Origin of the sequence: Neisseria mucosa (assembly GCF_003044445.1) — a bacterium.
GTDB lineage: Bacteria > Pseudomonadota > Gammaproteobacteria > Burkholderiales > Neisseriaceae > Neisseria > Neisseria mucosa_A.
Window position 1 is genome coordinate 14,846 of sequence record NZ_POWX01000014.1, and the last position, 17,725, is coordinate 32,570.

Annotated in this window: 15 protein-coding genes and 1 pseudogene; 5 read left to right on the forward strand and 11 right to left on the reverse strand. The window is 54.7% G+C overall.

Annotation, left to right across the window (positions count from 1 at the left end; all coding sequences use genetic code 11):
* Nucleotides 1-14 precede the first annotated feature (14 nt).
* Complete coding sequence (locus tag DBY90_RS08625) at nt 15-917, forward strand: ribokinase (RefSeq protein ID WP_003741510.1); 903 nt, start codon at nt 15-17, stop codon at nt 915-917.
* 54 nt (nt 918-971) lie between these two features.
* Here DBY90_RS08625 and DBY90_RS13685 read toward each other — a convergent pair.
* From DBY90_RS13685 to nadA, 4 genes and pseudogenes are all read right to left on the reverse strand, one after another.
* Nucleotides 972-1,082: pseudogene (locus DBY90_RS13685) on the reverse strand (IS5/IS1182 family transposase); the annotation flags it as partial.
* Nucleotides 1,083-1,198: 116 nt separating this feature from the next.
* Nucleotides 1,199-2,875, reverse strand: coding sequence for an energy-dependent translational throttle protein EttA (ettA, locus tag DBY90_RS08630; protein WP_003756559.1), 1,677 nt, complete (start codon nt 2,873-2,875; stop codon nt 1,199-1,201).
* A 209-nt stretch (nt 2,876-3,084) separates the two neighbouring features.
* Nucleotides 3,085-4,629, reverse strand: coding sequence for an L-aspartate oxidase (gene nadB / locus DBY90_RS08635; RefSeq protein ID WP_107987010.1), 1,545 nt, complete (start codon nt 4,627-4,629; stop codon nt 3,085-3,087).
* Between the two features lie 51 nt (nt 4,630-4,680).
* The gene (nadA, locus tag DBY90_RS08640; protein ID WP_080614447.1) at nt 4,681-5,793 is read right to left on the reverse strand and encodes a quinolinate synthase NadA; all 1,113 of its coding nucleotides are present in this window, start codon (nt 5,791-5,793) and stop codon (nt 4,681-4,683) included.
* Between the two features lie 202 nt (nt 5,794-5,995).
* Here nadA and DBY90_RS08650 point away from each other — a divergent pair, with 202 nt between their 5' ends.
* Nucleotides 5,996-6,934 carry an NUDIX hydrolase gene (locus DBY90_RS08650; RefSeq protein ID WP_049230405.1) on the forward strand — a complete coding sequence of 313 codons (939 nt, stop codon included), beginning with the start codon at nt 5,996-5,998 and terminating at the stop codon, nt 6,932-6,934.
* Nucleotides 6,935-7,009: 75 nt separating this feature from the next.
* Nucleotides 7,010-7,891, forward strand: a complete 882-nt coding sequence (gene nadC, locus DBY90_RS08655; RefSeq protein ID WP_070439873.1) for a carboxylating nicotinate-nucleotide diphosphorylase — start codon at nt 7,010-7,012, stop codon at nt 7,889-7,891.
* Between the two features lie 417 nt (nt 7,892-8,308).
* Here nadC and mtgA read toward each other — a convergent pair whose 3' ends face one another.
* Together mtgA and aroE are read right to left on the reverse strand one after the other, a co-directional pair.
* A complete protein-coding gene (gene mtgA, locus DBY90_RS08665) occupies nt 8,309-9,010 on the reverse strand; it encodes a monofunctional biosynthetic peptidoglycan transglycosylase (protein ID WP_016687383.1) in 702 nt (233 codons plus the stop codon).
* Nucleotide 9,011: 1 nt separating this feature from the next.
* Entirely contained in the window at nt 9,012-9,821 is an 810-nt protein-coding gene (gene aroE / locus DBY90_RS08670; protein ID WP_070492665.1) for a shikimate dehydrogenase, read from the reverse strand.
* Nucleotides 9,822-10,065: 244 nt separating this feature from the next.
* On the opposite strand from aroE, the gene glnA reads away from it, so the two are divergent.
* Together glnA and DBY90_RS08685 are read left to right on the forward strand one after the other, a co-directional pair.
* Nucleotides 10,066-11,484, forward strand: coding sequence for a type I glutamate--ammonia ligase (gene glnA / locus DBY90_RS08675; RefSeq protein ID WP_070492666.1), 1,419 nt, complete (start codon nt 10,066-10,068; stop codon nt 11,482-11,484).
* Between the two features lie 256 nt (nt 11,485-11,740).
* Nucleotides 11,741-12,805: a 2,3-butanediol dehydrogenase gene (locus DBY90_RS08685; RefSeq protein WP_070492667.1), complete on the forward strand. Its 1,065-nt coding sequence runs from the start codon at nt 11,741-11,743 to the stop codon at nt 12,803-12,805.
* An 83-nt stretch (nt 12,806-12,888) separates the two neighbouring features.
* Here DBY90_RS08685 and DBY90_RS08690 read toward each other — a convergent pair whose 3' ends face one another.
* From DBY90_RS08690 to DBY90_RS08710, 5 genes are all read right to left on the reverse strand, one after another.
* Nucleotides 12,889-15,063 carry a TonB-dependent siderophore receptor gene (locus tag DBY90_RS08690; RefSeq protein WP_070492668.1) on the reverse strand — a complete coding sequence of 725 codons (2,175 nt, stop codon included), beginning with the start codon at nt 15,061-15,063 and terminating at the stop codon, nt 12,889-12,891.
* Nucleotides 15,064-15,528: 465 nt separating this feature from the next.
* A complete protein-coding gene (locus tag DBY90_RS08695) occupies nt 15,529-16,167 on the reverse strand; it encodes a 7-carboxy-7-deazaguanine synthase QueE (RefSeq protein ID WP_107987012.1) in 639 nt (212 codons plus the stop codon).
* Nucleotides 16,164-16,535 carry a DUF1304 domain-containing protein gene (locus DBY90_RS08700; RefSeq protein ID WP_070492670.1) on the reverse strand — a complete coding sequence of 124 codons (372 nt, stop codon included), beginning with the start codon at nt 16,533-16,535 and terminating at the stop codon, nt 16,164-16,166. Before DBY90_RS08700 ends, DBY90_RS08695 begins: the two co-directional genes overlap by 4 nt.
* A 193-nt stretch (nt 16,536-16,728) precedes the next feature.
* A complete protein-coding gene (queD, locus tag DBY90_RS08705) occupies nt 16,729-17,151 on the reverse strand; it encodes a 6-carboxytetrahydropterin synthase QueD (RefSeq protein WP_107987014.1) in 423 nt (140 codons plus the stop codon).
* Nucleotides 17,152-17,161: 10 nt separating this feature from the next.
* The gene (locus tag DBY90_RS08710) at nt 17,162-17,677 is read right to left on the reverse strand and encodes a DUF1543 domain-containing protein (RefSeq protein WP_107987016.1); all 516 of its coding nucleotides are present in this window, start codon (nt 17,675-17,677) and stop codon (nt 17,162-17,164) included.
* Nucleotides 17,678-17,725: the final 48 nt, after the last annotated feature.

Sequence of the window (17,725 nt, forward strand, 5' to 3'; positions counted from 1 at the left end):
AGGGATATATCAGAATGCTCCATACCAAAGTCGTCGTCGTCGGTAGTATCAACATGGATTTAGTAACCCGCGCCACCCAATTCGCGCGCGCGGGCGAGACTTTGCTGGGAAGTTCATTCCATCGCTACATGGGAGGCAAAGGTGCCAACCAAGCAGTTGCCGCCGCACGCCTAGGTGCATGCGTAACCATCATCGGTGCAGTCGGCGACGACGATTTCGGACTGGAAATGGTAACCAACCTCCGCCACGAAGGCATATGTACCGATTATGTCCAAACCATCATGGGACAAAACAGCGGCATGGCAAACATTACCGTTGCCGACGAAGAAAATTCCATCATCGTTATTGCCGGCGCAAATATGTATCTGACCGTTGCCGACATCGAAGCCGCAGAAGAACGGTTTGCCGAAGCCGACATCATCCTCAGCCAGCTTGAAATTCCGATGGAGTGCGTGATGGCTGCATCAAGGCTGGCAGCAAAATACAATAAACCCTTTATCCTAAATCCTGCTCCCGCCCGCGCCATCCCGAAAGAATTGTTGGAGCAAATTACCATCTTAACACCCAACCGCTATGAGCTTGCCGCCAGCTTGGGAGCACCGCAAGGCTTGTCTCCCGAAGAGTTGATTTTAAAATCCCCCTGCCCCGTCCTGATGACTTCAGGCAGTAAAGGCGCCGTATATAAAGACCCCAAAGGCCGTCTGCGCCATGTTTCAGGTTTTAAGGTACAAACCTCCGACACCACGGGTGCCAGCGATGCCTTCAACGGTGCATTAGCAGTATTCTGGCACGAAGGCATAGACATCGCCGTACGCAAGGCCTGCGCCGCTGCCGCCCTGTCTATTACCCGCTCTGGCGCACAAAACGGAATGCCTTTCGAATTCGAGCTAAGCGGCTTCCTCGCCTCTCAAAAATAAGGTTTGATGCGGCATATTTCTCCCTTAGTCAACATCGTCTGAAACTTCCACAGATAAATATAGTGGATTAAATTTAAACCAGTACGGCGTTGCCTCGCCTTGCCGTACTATTTGTACTGTCTGTGGCTTCGTCGCCTTGTCCTGATTTAAATTTAATTCACTATAAATCGGAAATTAAGGTCTAATCTTCATTTCTGTACATAAATAAACAGTAATCACAATAAAAACGTCGTCTGAAAACCCTTTTTCAAGTTTTCAGACGACGTTTTCTTATTTTCCTATCAACGCGTTACCGGCTTATATTTAATCCGTTTCGGTTTCGCGCCCTCTTCGCCCAAACGGCGTTTCTTGTCGGCTTCGTATTCCTGATAGTTGCCGTCGAAGAACACCCATTTCGAATCGCCTTCGCACGCCAGAATATGCGTGGCGATGCGGTCGAGGAACCAGCGGTCGTGCGAAATGACCATCACGCTACCGGCAAATTCCAGCAATGCATCTTCCAGCGCGCGCAGGGTTTCCACGTCGAGGTCGTTGGACGGTTCGTCCAGCAGCAACACATTGCCGCCGCTCAACAAGGTTTTTGCCAAGTGCAAACGTCCGCGTTCGCCGCCGGAAAGCTGTCCAGCGATTTTGCTTTGGTCGCTGCCTTTAAAGTTGAAACGACCCAAATATTGGCGGGCGGGGATTTCAAACTGTCCGACCTGCAAAATGTCGCGGCCTTCGGCAATGTTGTCGAACACGGTTTTGTCATTTTGCAAACCTTCGCGGCTTTGGTCAATCAGGCTCATTTTCACGGTTTGCCCGATTTTCACTTCGCCGGAATCAGGCTGCTCTTTGCCCGCAATCATTTTGAACAGCGTCGATTTACCCGCGCCGTTCGGGCCGATGATGCCGACAATCGCGCCCGCAGGCACTTTGAAGCTCAAATCGTCAATCAGCACTTTGTCGCCAAACGATTTGGAAACGTTCACAAATTCAATCACTTCATTACCCAAACGCTCGGCGACGGGAATGAAGATTTCCTGCGTTTCATTGCGTTTTTGGTATTCGTAGTTGCTCATTTCCTCAAAACGCGCCAAACGCGCTTTGGACTTGGCTTGGCGGCCTTTGGCATTTTGGCGCACCCATTCCAATTCCTGCTTCATCGCTTTCACGCGCGCAGCTTCGGATTTCGCCTCGTTTTCCAAGCGTTTTTCTTTCTGCTCCAACCAAGACGAGTAATTGCCTTTCCACGGAATACCGTGTCCGCGGTCGAGTTCCAAAATCCATTCGGCGGCGTTATCCAAGAAGTAGCGGTCGTGCGTTACGGCAACGACCGTGCCGGGGAAGCGCACCAAGAATTGCTCCAGCCATTCGACCGATTCCGCATCCAAGTGGTTGGTCGGCTCGTCCAGCAGCAGCATGTCGGGCTTGCTCAACAAGAGTTTGCACAAGGCAACGCGGCGTTTTTCACCGCCGGACAAATTGCCGATTTTGGCATCCCATTCCGGCAGGCGCAGCGCATCGGCGGCGATTTCCAATTCATGTTCCGCACCACCGCCCGTGGACGAACCTGCCGCGATAATCGCTTCCAAGCGACCCTGTTCTTCCGCCAGCGCGTCAAAATCCGCATCGGGATTGGCGTACTCGGCATACACTTCTTCCAAACGTTTCTGCGCCGCAGCCACTTCGCCCAAACCACTTTCCACTTCCTCGCGCACGGTTTTTTCAGGATCAAGCTCCGGCTCTTGCGGCAGATAGCCGATTTTGATGCCGCCCATCGGCACGGCTTCGCCCTCAAATTCCTTATCCACACCCGCCATAATCCGCAGCACGGTGGACTTGCCCGCGCCGTTCAAACCGAGCAAACCGATTTTCGCGCCGGGGAAGAAAGAAAGGGAAATATCTTTAATGATGGTTTTCTGCGGCGGCACAACCTTGCTCACGCGCAGCATAGAATAGACGTATTGTTGGGACATGGTTTTCTCAATTCGGTCAAACAAATTTCAGACGACCCATTTTAACCGATTGCACCGATTGTTGCTTGCACGGATGATATTTAGAGGGGAAATAGATGGAGTGGATTGATTTGTTCGGATTTGGAAGAAGGTCGTCTGAAATAATGGTTTCAGACGACCTTTCTTCATTCTTCACAGGAATATCCCAAATCCCCGCACAACCCTACCCTTCAACCTGCCGCCTGCTTTTTCCAATCGACACGCTCTGCCAAATCGGTATTGAAATGCGCGCCGATGTTTTGCCGCCTTGCGTATGCGGCTTGGGCGACGGCGAGGCTGCATTCGAGCAGGTTGCGGTTTTCGTATTCGGATGCGGTGTGCGGCTCGGCTTGTTTTTGCTTCCAAAGCCGCAGTTGGGCGATGGCGCGGCGCAGGCCGGTATCGGTGCGGAGGATGCCCAGATGGCGTTGGTTGAATGCTTGCAGGACGGGGCGGCTGAATGTGTTTTGGAGGTCGTCTGAAAAGATGCCTGCTTCGGCGTAGGGGTTTTCAGACGACCTTTTGGACGGTACGGTTTGGAACGCTTGCCGGTCCGCGATGGTTTGGGCGGCAAGCCTGGCGGTAACGACGCATTCGAGCAGGGAGTTGCTGGCGAGGCGGTTGGCTCCGTGCAGTCCTGTGCAGGCGGTTTCGCCTAAGACGTAGAGCTGCGGCAGGGAGGTTCTGCCGTAGGGGTCGGTTTGGATGCCGCCGCAGGTGTAGTGTTGCACGGGGCGGACGGGGATGGCTTGGCGCGTGATGTCCAAGCCGCATTGGGACAGGCAGTGCCGGTGGATGGAAGGGAAATGCTGACGGACGAACGCTGCGGGTTGATGGCTGATGTCGAGCGAGACGAAGTCTTGCGTTTGCTTGGCGATTTCGGCGGCGATGGCGCGGGCAACGATGTCGCGCGGCGCGAGTTCGGCGCGGCGGTCGTAATGCGGCATAAACCGTTCACCCGATTGGTTGGTCAGGATGCCGCCTTCGCCGCGCACGGCTTCGGAAATCAGGAAGGTGCGGCCGTTTTCAGACGACCTTGCCAAGCCTGTGGGGTGGAATTGGATAAATTCGAGGTTTTCGACTGCGCAGCCTGCGCGTATCGCCATGGCGATGACGTCGCCCGTGCATTCGGGCGGCGTGGTGGTGGCGGCGTAAATCTGTCCCAAGCCGCCGCCTGCGAGTACGGTATGGCGGGCGCAGATGCGGTAGGTTTCTTGCGTTCGGCAGTCGAGGACGGTCAGCCCACACGCCGCGCCTGATTCGATTTGGATGTCCAACGCCATCTGCCGCTCGCAAACGCGGATGTTCGGGCGGCGGCGTATTTGGGCAATCAGGCTCTGCATGACGGCTTCGCCCGTGTAGTCGGCGACGTGGGCGATTCGGCGGCAGGTGTGCCCGCCTTCGCGCGTCAGGTGCAGGCCGTTATTATTTTGGTCGAACGCCACGCCCTGCGCCAGCAGCCATTCGATTGCCGGTTTGCCCTGCGACAGGATGGTGCGGACGGCGGCTTCGTCGCACAAACCCGCGCCCGCTTCCAAGGTATCGGCAACGTGTTTTTCGATGTCGTCCTCTGCCGACCACGCCGCCGCAATCCCGCCTTGCGCATGGCGGCTGGCGGTGTCGTCCAGCCTGTTTTTGCACAAAATGACGATGCGGAACGATTCAGGCAGCGACAGGGCGAGCGTCAGCGCCGCTAGCCCGTTTCCGGCAATCAATACGTCGCAATCGGTTTGCATGGTGTTGTCCTTGTTTGAGAGGTCGTCTGAAACGGCAATATGGACGGAAAATCAGGCGGGGCCCATGCCGTTGAACACATCTTTTTTCTTCAGCCCTGCCGCGAAGTCGAGCATACGCTGCAAAGGCAGTTTGGCGGCTTCGCCCAGCTTTCTGTCCAACAGGATTTCGTTGTGTCCGCTCGTCAGGGCGTATTTGATGCCGCCCAGCGAATTCATCGCCATCCACGGGCAGAATGCGCAGCTTTTGCAGCTTCCGCCGTTGCCCGCCGTCGGTGCGGCGATAAATTCTTTATCGGGCGCCTGCTTTTGCATTTCGTGCAGGATGCCCAAGTCGGTCGCCACGATGAATTTTTTTTCGGGGCGCGATACGGCGGCTTTGAGTAGCTTGCTGGTCGAGCCGACCACGTCGCCCAGCTCGATGACGCTTTGCGGCGATTCAGGATGAACCAGCACCACCGCGTCGGGGTGCTTCGCCTTCAAGGCCGCCAGCTCCTGCCCTTTGAATTCGTTGTGGACGATGCACGAACCCTGCCACAGCAGCATATCCGCGCCCGTTTCGCGGCGGATGTAGTCGCCGAGGTGGCGGTCGGGCCCCCAAATCAGCTTCTCGCCGCGCGATTTCAAATACGACACGATTTCCAACGCCACCGAAGACGTTACCACCCAGTCGGCACGCGCTTTCACGGCGGCGGAAGTGTTGGCGTACACCACCACCGTGCGGTCGGGGTGTTGGTCGCAAAACGCTGAAAACGCTTCTTCGGGACAACCCAAATCCAAAGAACATTCCGCCTCCAAATCAGGCATCAGCACCGTTTTTTCAGGGCAGAGGATTTTCGCGCTCTCGCCCATGAAGCGCACGCCCGCCACCACCAGCGTACCGGCCTCGTGTTCCGCGCCGAAGCGCGCCATCTCCAGCGAATCGCCCACGCATCCGCCCGTCTCCAAAGCCAAATCCTGAATCAGCGGATCGACGTAATAATGCGCCACCAAGACCGCGTTTTTCTCCTTCAGCAAAGCCTTGATTTCGTCTTTCAGACGACCTGCCGTCTCGCGGTCGGGCGTGTCGGCAACCTTCGCCCACGCCTGACGGATTTGGCAGGCGGAAGTCGGCGTTTGGATGAGGGGCATATCGTAGTCGAACGAGCGGCGGGCGGCGGTTTGCATGATGTTTCCTTGTAGCTGGTTTTTGAGGCGGCATGAAGGTTTGCCGTCTGTTTTTCAAACTGTTTTTATATTATGCTCAACTTGAGTATAATATGCAAGGTCGTCTGAAAACAGGTTTGAGATACCGCAAAACCGACCCGCTTCGTTCCGACAAACCGCTTTGGTTTACAATAAAGCCTTTCCCACCCACAGAAAGCCGAGCATGGACGCCTACCCCGAAGCCGAAGCCCCGCCGCAAAGCATCGTCGAACTGGTTCCCGTATTGATTGCTGTTACCGACGGCGGCCTGCGGGTATTGACCGTCGCCCAAGGCACGCTCCTGCCCAACGGCCCGCTCTCCCCCCTGCGCAATTCATTGCAGGCGGGCGTGAAGCTGTGGGTCGCCAAGCAGACTTCGCAGCCTATGGGCTATGTGGAACAGCTTTACACCTTTGTCGATACCCACCGCCGCAACGAACACGGCATGCCCGTCTTGTACGTCAGCTATTTGGGGCTGGTGCGCGAGGCAGCCGACAGCATCCTGCACCCGGATGCGAAATGGCAGGACTGCTACGGCTATTTCCCATGGGAAGACTTGCGCACCGATGGCGGGCAGCGCGACGCCGTCGTCAGCCGCCTGCGCATTTGGGCAAACTCGGCGGACACGGAGGAAGTGCGCCAAAAGCGGCTCAAGCGCATTCATTTGTGTTGGGGGGTCGAACCGGAAAACTGGTCGGAAGAATACGTTTTGCAACGCTATGAAATGCTGTATGAAAGCGGCCTGATAGCGGAAGCCGCCGAGCCGCAGGCAAACTTCGACTTCGCGCTCACGGGGCAGCCCATGCGCCACGACCACCGCCGCGTGTTGGCGACCGCCCTGTCCCGCCTGCGTGCCAAAATCAAATACCGCCCCGTGATTTTCGAACTGATGCCGCCCGAATTCACGCTGCTGCAACTGCAAAACAGCGTCGAAGCCATCAGCGGCAGATTGCTGCACAAGCAAAACTTCCGCCGCCAGATTCAGCAGCAAAACCTCATCGAGCCGTCGGATACCGGAGTATCGGGCAGCAAAGGCCGTCCCGCGCAGCTTTACCGCTTCCGCGACGACGTCCTGCCCGACAGGCTGATTTCGGACATCGGACTGCCGCTGGGCAGCCGTTAACCCGTTTTCAGACGACCTCAAACGAAGTTTTGCCCCATCGGTGCAACATCAATCTTTTTCAACAAAGGAAACCCCATGTCGTCTGAAAACACCCTCTTCCCCCTGCCCGACACCCTGTTGCGCCCCATGGTCGAACAAGCCCTGAGCGAAGACTTGGGCAGGCGCGGCGACATTACGTCCGCCGCCGTCATCGCCCCCGATAAAACCGCCAAACTCTTCCTCGTCAGCCGCGAAAACGGCGTCATCGCCGGCATGGACTTGGCACGTCTTGCCTTTCAGACGATGGATCCGTCCGTCCGCTTCCAAGCCGAAATCTACGACGGGCAAGCCGTCCGCGCAGGTCAGACGCTGGCCGCCGTCGAAGGCAACGCCCGCGCCCTGCTCGCCGCCGAACGCACCGCGCTCAACTACCTCACACACTTAAGCGGCATCGCCACCGCCACCGCGCGTGCCGTTGCCGAAGTCGCCGAATACGGCACAGACATCGTGTGCAGCCGCAAAACCATCCCCCTGCTGCGCGTCCTGCAAAAATACGCCGTCAGGGCAGGCGGCGGCGTGAACCACCGCATGGGTTTGGACGATGCCGTGCTCATCAAAGACAACCACCTCGCCTATTGCGGCAGCATCGCCCAAGCCGTGCGACAGGCGAAGCAGGCAGTCGGACCGTTGACCTGCGTGGAAATCGAAGTGGACACGCTGGCACAACTGGACGAAGCCATCGCGGCGGGCGCGGAACGGATTTTGCTGGACAACATGGACGACGAAACTTTGAAAGAAGCGGCAAACCGCTGCCACACGCAAACCGCCCACCCCCACACCGTCTATTGCGAAGCATCGGGCGGCATCGGCTTCGACCGCCTGAAGCGCGTGGCACAAACCGGCGTAGACGGCATCGCCCTCGGCTATCTGACCCACAGCAGCCGCTCGTTGGACATAGGCTTGGATTTCGTGGCGTAAATTTTGCCGAAGACAGCGGCGCAGAAAGAAAACCATTCAAAAACGCCCGTTTCGTCATTCCCGCACAGGCGGGGTAAAGATGACGAAACGGGCGTTTTCTGGAGTGGATTATAGTGGATTAAAATAAAAATGAGACAAGGCGGCAACGCCCTTATGGACTTTAGCTAAATTACTTTATTTTCGACACGCAACTTACCGCTTGTCGTCATTCCCGCGCAGGCGAGAATCCATTTTTGAAATTCAGAAACCTTTTTTTAAACCAAGATTTCTCAAGTTTTACAATGGATTCCCGCCTGCGCGGGAATGACGGAAGAACGTATCGAAACTGGGAAGATAGGCGATATATGTGATATGGCAAACAGGGTTACAGTTGCACAAAGGTCGTCTGAAAACCCGTCGCATGGTTTTCAGACGACCTCAATCCATATCGCTTTCAGGCAGCTCCGCCGAACCCATGCGGCGCAGGATGATGTTGGTTTTGTTGCGCAGGCGTTTGCTTTTGGGGTTGTCGGCGTAAAACAGCGGCGCGGGGACGCGGGCGGCGAGTTTGGCGGCCTGCTGTTTGGTCAGGTTGGCGGCGGGTCGTTTGTAAAAATACTGGGACGCGGCTTCTGCGCCGAATACGCCGTAGTGCCATTCGATGGCGTTCAGATACAGCTCGAAAATGCGGTCTTTGTCGGTAACGGCTTCCATCATCGCGGTAATCGCGGCTTCTTCGCCTTTGCGGACATAGCTGCGGCTTTCGTTCAAAAACAGGTTTTTGGCAAGCTGTTGGCTGATGGTTGAGCCGCCAGCTTTGACTTCGCCGCTTTGTTTGTTGCGTTTGATGGCGTATTGGATGCCGCCCCAGTCGAAGCCGCCGTGTTCGGCGAATTTGGCGTCTTCGGAGGCAATCAGGGCTTTTTTCAGGTTGACTGAAATGCGGTCGTAAGGCACCCAGCGGTAATCGAGTGCGACATCTTTGCCTTCGTTTTGAAACTGCCGCATCCGCATCGCCATGAAAGCGGTTTTGTTCGGCGCGACGGCGCGGTAAGTGATGATGTTGCCGTACACATAAGCGTTGAAAAAGATAAATGCGCCCAAAGGCAGGGCAATCAGCCATTTGATGATGCGGAACATTTTATAACTCTCTCATATATTGGACGACGGGCAGGACATCGGGCGCAAAGCCGCGCCAAAGCCGGTAGGAAGCTGCCGCCTGTCCGACCAGCATGCCCAATCCGTCGGCGGTTTGTTTTGCGCCTGATTGGCGGGCGAACGCTAAAAACGGCTCTGCCGCTTCGCCGTAAACCATATCGTAAGCCAAAGTGCAATGTTCAAAGACTTTGGGCGATACGGCGGGAAGCTGTCCGCTTAAGCCGCCGGATGTGCCGTTGATGATGATGTCGAAGCCGCCTTCCAGTTCATCCAAAGGTATGGCTTCAATACCGAAATGCGCCGCCATTTCCGCCGCTTTGGTGTGGGTCCGGTTGGCGATAACGATGCGCGCGGGGCGGTATTCTTTCAATACGGGAATCACGCCGCGCACCGCGCCGCCCGCGCCGAGCAGCAAGACGGTTTTACCTGACAGTTCCACGCCCAGCCTCTTTGAAATATCGTCCGTCAGTCCGATTCCGTCGGTATTGTCGCCGCGTATTTTACCGTTTTCCAGCAAAATCAGCGTATTGACCGCACCCGCTGCCAACGCGCGTTCGGAATGTTCGTCCGACAAGGCAAACGCTTCCTGCTTGAACGGTACGGTAACATTCGCCCCGCGCCCGCCGTCGGCAAAAAACGCTTCGACCGCCTGCGCGAAACCGCCGGTGTCGGCGCAAATGCGCTCATATTCGATTTCGACGCCTTCCTGCAAGGCAAACTGCCGATGGATTTGCGGCGATTTGCTGTGCGCGACGGGGTTGCCGAAAACGGCATAACGGGGAACAGTGTTCATAAAAATCCTATCCGGCAGGACAAATGCAAAGACCGTCCATTATAACCGCCTTTGCCGCCTGATACCGCTGTTTTCCAATAATTTGGAATATGTATCAGATTGTTGACAATCAGGTCGTCTGAAACTATATTCCGCAAGTCAGAAATTTAACGGATTTGCGGTTTCAGACGACCTTCGGCGTGATAAAATGCAGCAGATTTTCCGCGAGATTCCGTATCCGTTACTTCCCATTTAGGAGCCGAAAATGTCTATCAAAGACGCAGTAAAACTGATTGAAGAAAGCGAAGCCCGCTTCGTAGATTTGCGCTTTACCGATACCAAAGGCAAGCAGCACCACTTCACCATCCCCGCCCGCATCGTCCTCGACGACCCTGAAGAGTGGTTTGAAAACGGTCAAGCGTTTGACGGCTCGTCCATCGGCGGCTGGAAAGGCATTCAGGCATCCGATATGCAGTTGCGCCCCGACCCCGCGACTGCCTTCATCGACCCCTTCTACGACGACACCACCGTCGTCCTCACCTGCGACGTCATCGACCCCGCCGACGGTCAAGGTTACGACCGCGACCCGCGCTCCATCGCCCGCCGCGCCGAAGCCTACCTCAAATCCACCGGCATCGGCGACACGGCATACTTCGGCCCCGAACCCGAATTCTTCGTCTTCGACGGCGTAGAGTTTGAAACCGATATGCACAAAACCCGTTACGAAATCACGTCCGAAAGCGGCGCATGGGCAAGCGGCCTGCACATGGACGGTCAAAACACCGGCCACCGCCCTACCGTCAAAGGCGGCTACGCCCCCGTCGCCCCGATTGACGCCGGACAAGACCTGCGTTCCGCCATGGTGAACATTTTGGAAGAACTCGGCATTGAAGTCGAAGTCCACCACGCCGAAGTCGGCACCGGCAGCCAAATGGAAATCGGCACGCGCTTCGCCACCTTAGTCAAACGCGCCGACCAAACCCAAGACATGAAATACGTCATCCAAAACGTCGCCCACAACTTCGGCAAAACCGCCACCTTTATGCCCAAACCCATCATGGGCGACAACGGCAGCGGCATGCACGTCCACCAATCCATCTGGAAAGACGGTCAAAACCTGTTCGCAGGCGACGGTTACGCCGGCTTGAGCGACACCGCACTCTACTACATCGGCGGCATCATCAAACACGCCAAAGCCCTGAACGCGATTACCAATCCGTCCACCAACTCTTACAAACGCCTCGTACCGCACTTCGAAGCGCCGACCAAACTCGCCTACTCTGCCAAAAACCGTTCCGCGTCCATCCGCATCCCGTCCGTGAACAGCAGCAAGGCACGCCGCATCGAAGCGCGTTTCCCCGACCCGACCGCCAACCCATACTTGGCGTTCGCCGCCCTGCTGATGGCCGGTTTGGACGGCATTCAAAACAAAACTCATCCGGGCGACCCAGCCGATAAAAACCTCTACGACCTGCCGCCGGAAGAAGACGCACTCGTCCCAACCGTCTGCGCCTCTTTGGAAGAAGCCCTCGCCGCCCTCAAAGCCGACCACGAATTTCTGCTGCGCGGCGGCGTGTTCAGCAAAGACTGGATCGACAGCTACATCGCCTTCAAAGAGGAAGATGTCCGCCGCATCCGCATGGCGCCGCACCCGTTGGAATTTGAAATGTATTACAGCCTGTAATCCGCATTTCCCACCAGGCTAAACGAAAGGTCGTCTGAAAACCTTGTTTCTAGGTTTTCAGACGACCTTTTTTTGTTTATTGGAAATACGGCCTGCCTGCCAAAGCAAAAAGTAGTAAAATAACAGCAATCAAACGACACAAGCTCTGCCGATAATAAAAACTGTCGTCATTCAAGCGCACACCTACCCTTCCCCGAAAAGCCGTCCTACCTTTCAGACGACCTTTCTTTTCAACCTCAAAACAAGGAGCGTTACAATGAAAGCAGCACGTTTTTACGATAAAGGCGACATCCGCATCGAAGACATCCCCGAACCGACCGTCGCCCCCGGCACCGTCGGCATCAACGTCGCCTGGTGCGGCATCTGCGGTACCGACCTGCACGAATTTATGGAAGGTCCGATTTTCATTCCGCCCTGCGGCCATCCGCACCCGATTTCCGGCGAGTCCGCACCCGTAACGATGGGACACGAGTTCTCCGGCGTGGTTTATGCCGTCGGCGAAGGCGTGGACGACCTCAAAGTCGGACAACACGTCGTGGTCGAACCCTACATCATCCGCGATGACGTACCGACCGGCGAAGGCAGCAACTACCACCTCTCCAAAGACATGAACTTCATCGGCTTGGGCGGCTGCGGCGGCGGCCTTGCCGAAAAAATCGCCGTCAAACGCCGCTGGGTGCATCCGATTTCCGACAAAATCCCGTTAGACCAAGCCGCTTTGATTGAACCCCTGTCCGTCGGCCATCACGCCTACGTCCGCAGCGGAGCGAAAGCAGGCGACGTCGCATTGGTCGGTGGCGCAGGCCCGATCGGTTTGCTGCTTGCTGCCGTATTGAAAGCCAAAGGCATCAAAGTCATCATCACCGAATTGAGCAAGGCGCGCAAAGACAAAGCCCGCGAATCCAGCGTTGCTGACTACATCCTCGACCCGTCCGAAGTCGATGTCGTTGAAGAAGTGAAAAAACTGACCAACGGCGAAGGTGTGGACGTCGCATTCGAATGCACCAGCGTCAACAAAGTGCTGGATACTTTGGTGGCCGCCTGCAAACCCGCCGCCAATTTGGTCATCGTCTCCATCTGGAGCCACCCCGCCACCATCAATGTCCACAGCGTCGTGATGAAAGAGCTGGACGTGCGCGGCACCATCGCCTACTGCAACGACCACGCCGAAACCATCAAACTGGTGGAAGAAGGCAAAATCAACCTCGAACCTTTCATCACCCAGCGCATCAAGCTGGACGAGCTGGTTTCCGAAGGCTTCGAGCGTCTGATTCACAACAACGAATCCGCCGTCAAAATCATCGTCAATCCCAACCTGTAAACGCCTGACGGATTGATAGAAACACAAAGGTCGTCTGAAAACCTCAAACCGAGATTTTCAGACGACCTTTTTATCTGCCTGCTTTAGAACGTGTGTTTCAACGTAGCGGTCAGGCTGCGCGGCGTGCCGTAAACGTGGATGTCGGGCATGGGGCGGTAGCGTTTGTTGAACACGTTTTCAAAATCCAAACCGATGCGGGTGGATTTGCCGATTTTGTAATGCGCGGTCAAATCCAACGTAGCGTATGGACGTTGGGTCAAGGCTTCTTTACCGGCAACGGTGAGGGGCTGGTATTCATCAGATACTGCGTTTGTACCGCTTTGCCAGTTGACGTTTGCACCCAAGTTTAGGCGGTCGGTAACGTCATACGCAGTAAAGAGTTTGAAAAGGTGGGTAGGATAAGAAGGGTTGACCAAATTGCCCGCATCGTTTTTGAGTTTGGAGTACGCATAAGAAGCATTGATCAGCCATTTGTCGCTCAAGCGTCCGCCGACGGACAATTCTACGCCTTTGGTCGTTGTGTTGTTAACAGATTCATAGTAAATACGTTGATGTTCATCATCACGAATTTCTTTCCCCAAATGGTCGCGTTTATTGATAAATGCAGCCGCAGAAGCGTTCAAACGGTCTTCAAACCACGAGGCTTTTAAGCCGAGTTCATATGTTTTGCCGCGTTGCGGTTCGAGCGGTTTGCCGTTTCGATCCAAATAGCGCGGTTGCGGGCGGAATATGGTGGTATAGGAGGTGTAGGCTGTCAGATTGTCGTTTAAATCATAACTTGCGCCCAAATAGGGGATAAATACCTTGTTTTTATGCCTGCTGTCGGCAAAATGGTTGCGATCGGAACTGTAGCGGTATTGCCAATCGACAAACCGTCCGCCGCCTATCAATGCCAGCCTGTCGGTCAGTTTGAAACGGGTCGAACCGTAAACAGAGAGGTTTTTCATATGGGCAAAGCCGTCGCGAAGGTAAGGTATGGCCGGTTTTGTGAAATTTCCGTCAAAAAGGCGCAAATCAGGGACAACCCCATCTTTATTTCTCTCGTAATATGAGGGAGTTTCCTTATTGTACTGATAGCTGATACCGGCATTGAATTCATGTTTGCGTCCCCAAAGCGGGTAATCGCCGTCCAAACTCAGAGAAAAATCTTGGTCGGTGTACTTGGCTTGGTCGCGCTCGGCAACGAATTGAGCGGAATAGTCGGGATTAATGACAAAAGGACCAGCCATGCCGGCAACCGCATCACTTTTCCCGTAAATATGGCTGTAGTTGCCGTTCAGAGTCCAACCGTTTTCAAACTCATGATTGATAGAGGTGAAGATTTCCGCACTGTTTTCTTTACCGTAAGCCCATTTTGCTGAGGAATTGCTGCGCGGAGAGGCTGCAAACGGTTCGAAAGGTTGATTGTTTTCAGGGTCTCCCGCTACGGTCAGATAGCTGAAAGGAGAGCTGCCGGTATTGCGGAAACGGTGTATTTCCGTACCGAGGCGCCAGTGGGTTTGCGGCGTGAGGTCGTAAGACAGAATGCCGTAGAAAGTGTGATTGTGGCGCGACGTGTTCGGCAGGTAATCACCACCGTGGTCGCTGACCAAAATAGCGCGGCCGCGCAAGGTATTGTCGGCATTCAAAGGATGATTGGCATCAAGGACGAAGCGGTAGTGTTTCCACGAACCGACTCCGGCTTCCACGCTGACGGCAGGTTTGGCAGTTGGTTTTTTACGTTCCAAAGCAACCGTACCGCCCGGTTCGCCCATACCGCCGTTAGACAAACCGCTTGCGCCGCGCACAACGACGACTTGTTCGTACAATGCGCTGTCCAGATTGTTGGTGCCACGGCGGATGGCTTTACCGTCGTAAAGGAATTTGGGTGCGCCGTCCACGGAAATGCTGTCAATCGCCTGACTGCGCGAAATAAACTCGCTGTGACCGGATACGTTGTTACCCATTTTGCTGTGGAACACGCCCGGTGTTTGTTTCAACACGTCCTGCAAGGTATCCAAACCTTGGTCGTCCATTTGTTTTTCGGTAACGACAGACAAAGACTGCGGCGTTTCGCGCTGGGTCAGGCGGATGCCCGTAGCAGCGGAAGAAGCGGGAATGGTGTAGTTGGAGGTCGTCTGCTTGCCGATGCCCTTTACTTGGACGGTAGGCAAATCAACCTGCCCAACCCCATCCCCTGCCCCGAAGGAATAGGCGGATAAAAGTGCCGCAGCAACGGCAACCGGCAAACGCGCCGGACGAAATTTAGATAATGGCATGGTGTCTCCTAGTTATTCAGCCATTCCGAATGGCGGCGGGGCTCAAAGCCTCCTTACGCAAATCGGCAGTAAATGGCTTTTTTGTGTCGCAAGATGAGAACTTCTATCAATTTTTCGTAATAAGATGAAATAAAGCGGTCGGAGTATATTGAACAGTCGAAAAAGAATCAAATAATTTACATCTTTTCCGTCCCGGCATTTTCATCTGTATTGATTTCTGCCTTTCATTTTTTATCAAACAAACCCGACAGCCGCAAAAAAGGTCGTCTGAAAAGTTTCAGACGACCTTTTTCAATCATATAGTGGATTAAATTTAAATCAGGACAAGGCGACGAAGCCGCAGACAGTACAGATAGTACGGCAAGGCGAGGCAACGCCGTACTGGTTTAAAGTTAATCCACTATACAAGGATTTAGAAGAGTGATATTTGCGTATTAGGTTGGCGTTTGATTCTTCACTATTCCCCTACTCTATCCCCGCCCATTTGTGCGTCTGCACGCTCAGCTGCCAATGCACGGGCGCGTCGGGGCGGCTGTTTAAGATACCGATTTGGCGGATGGTGTCGTAGATATTCATCACGCCGTTTTGTTCACAGGGCGAAAGGTAGTAATGGCGCGCGCGGATTTTGTGTTCCATGTTTTCGCAGAACGCAACGACATCGCCGTCGGCAACAATCCGCACTTCGTCGGCCTCGGCGATGCAGTTTGTTTCATATTTGACGGCGTAGCAGGATTTGGGACTGGTGGCGATGTAGTCGATTTGCGGCGGCGCGGGCTTGAGTCCGTTGGTTTCGATACAGAGGAAATAGCCTTCGGCCTTGAGCGCGTCCAGCAGCGTATCGAGATGCGGCTGGATGGTCGGTTCGCCGCCGGTGATGATGATATTGCGGGCGGTGTAGGTTTTCAGACGACCTAAGATGTCAGACAGGCTCATCATACTGAATTTCAAATAATCGGTATCACACCAGCCGCACGCCAGATTGCATTTGCCCAAGCGGACGAACACGGCAGGCATGCCCGTGTTCCAGCCCTCGCCTTGCATGCTCTCGAAAATTTCAACGATGCGGTATTGCGGATTTTCGGGGGCGACGCTGATTTTTTTCATACCGCCAACACCGCTGCCGCTGCCAGCATCGCGGGCAAACCTTGTTTGACGAGTATGCCTTTGTTGCCGGAAGAGAACGCGCCCCATGCGGCGGCAATCAAAACGAAGCCGAGAAACAGAATCGTCGCGCCGTAAACGGCGTTGTCCGGCGCGGCAAACCGCGACCACACCAGCCCGATGCCGAGAAAACCGTTATACAGCCCTTGGTTGCTGAACAGGGTCTGCACTTGTTTTTGTTCCATAAATTCATAAGGCAGCTTGAACATTTCCGCCGCCTTTTCGCTGGGAATCTGCGTCATTTCAAGCCAAGCGATGTAGAAATGTTCGGCGGCGACGAGGAGGACTAAGAGGGTAGAAAGGAGTTTCATAGGTATTCCTTTGAATGGGTGTGTTTGATATGAAAGGTCGTCTGAAAAAACGGGAAATCCGTGCAGGAGAAAAAACCGTTTTACAGTAGATTCAAATAAGGACGCCCCACACCGTCATTCCTGCGCAGGCGGGAATGACGCGGTTGGGCATACCTTATTTGAATTTACTATATCGATACGTTCAAGATATTCCCTACTCACCTTCATACTCCGCACACGATGTCGGCGTTTCCCACAATTTCACGCTGCACACTTTCAGCCCCGCGTTTTGCAAACGGTCATACATTTCGACCGCCATATTTTCGGCAGTGGTGCGGCAGGGCAGGCACAGGGTTTTCATGTTCCAGCCCTCCAAGAGCGCGGCGATTTGGCATTCGCGACCGTTGCCGCCATTGTAGATAAACGCATGATCGAAAGGGTCGGTAATGTGTTTTTTCACAATGGCTTTGAGGTCGGTAAAGTCCATCACCATGCCGTCTTTCGGCCCACCCCTGACGGGGTCATCTGAAACAGTGATTTCGAGTTTGTAGGTATGCCCGTGCAGGTTTTGGCATTTGCCATCATGCCCGTCGAGCATGTGTGAGGAGTCGAAGGTGAATATCTTGGTAATTTTCATGGTTTGTACTTTAAATCGGTAAATAGCCCTGAAAGCCGATTGCGGCAGGCTTGCCGTGCGGATTCGGGGTCAGGCGGATGGTGTGATTGCCGATGCGGTCGAGCCGGAGCAGGTTGTCCACGTCTTTTAAGTTGTCTTTATGCTGCTGAACATGGTCGGTCAACAGGGTTTGCAGGGCTTTTTGTTTGGCTTCTGCAGGCGTGGCAGCAACGAACAGTCCGAAAGCGTGCGCCTCGGCAAGCTGCCCCGCGCGATAACCACCGACATTGACGAAATACAGGTGCGGGGCGTTTTCAGACGACCCCTGCGGCTCGGCGGTATCGGATACGTCAACATCGTAACCGTCCACCCATTCGACAATCTGCCAGCCGTCGATGTGGACTTTATCCGCATCACCGAACCATGCGGCTTTGAGCGCGGGGATGGCTTCGCGGTAGTCGTCGCACACGGCAAATTGGATGTCGTGCACTTCGATATTGGAACGGCCTGCGTTACCGCCGAGATAGAACATATAAAGTTTGGGCATGATAAGGCTTGTATCGGATGATGGTTGTATAGTGGATTAAATTTAAAT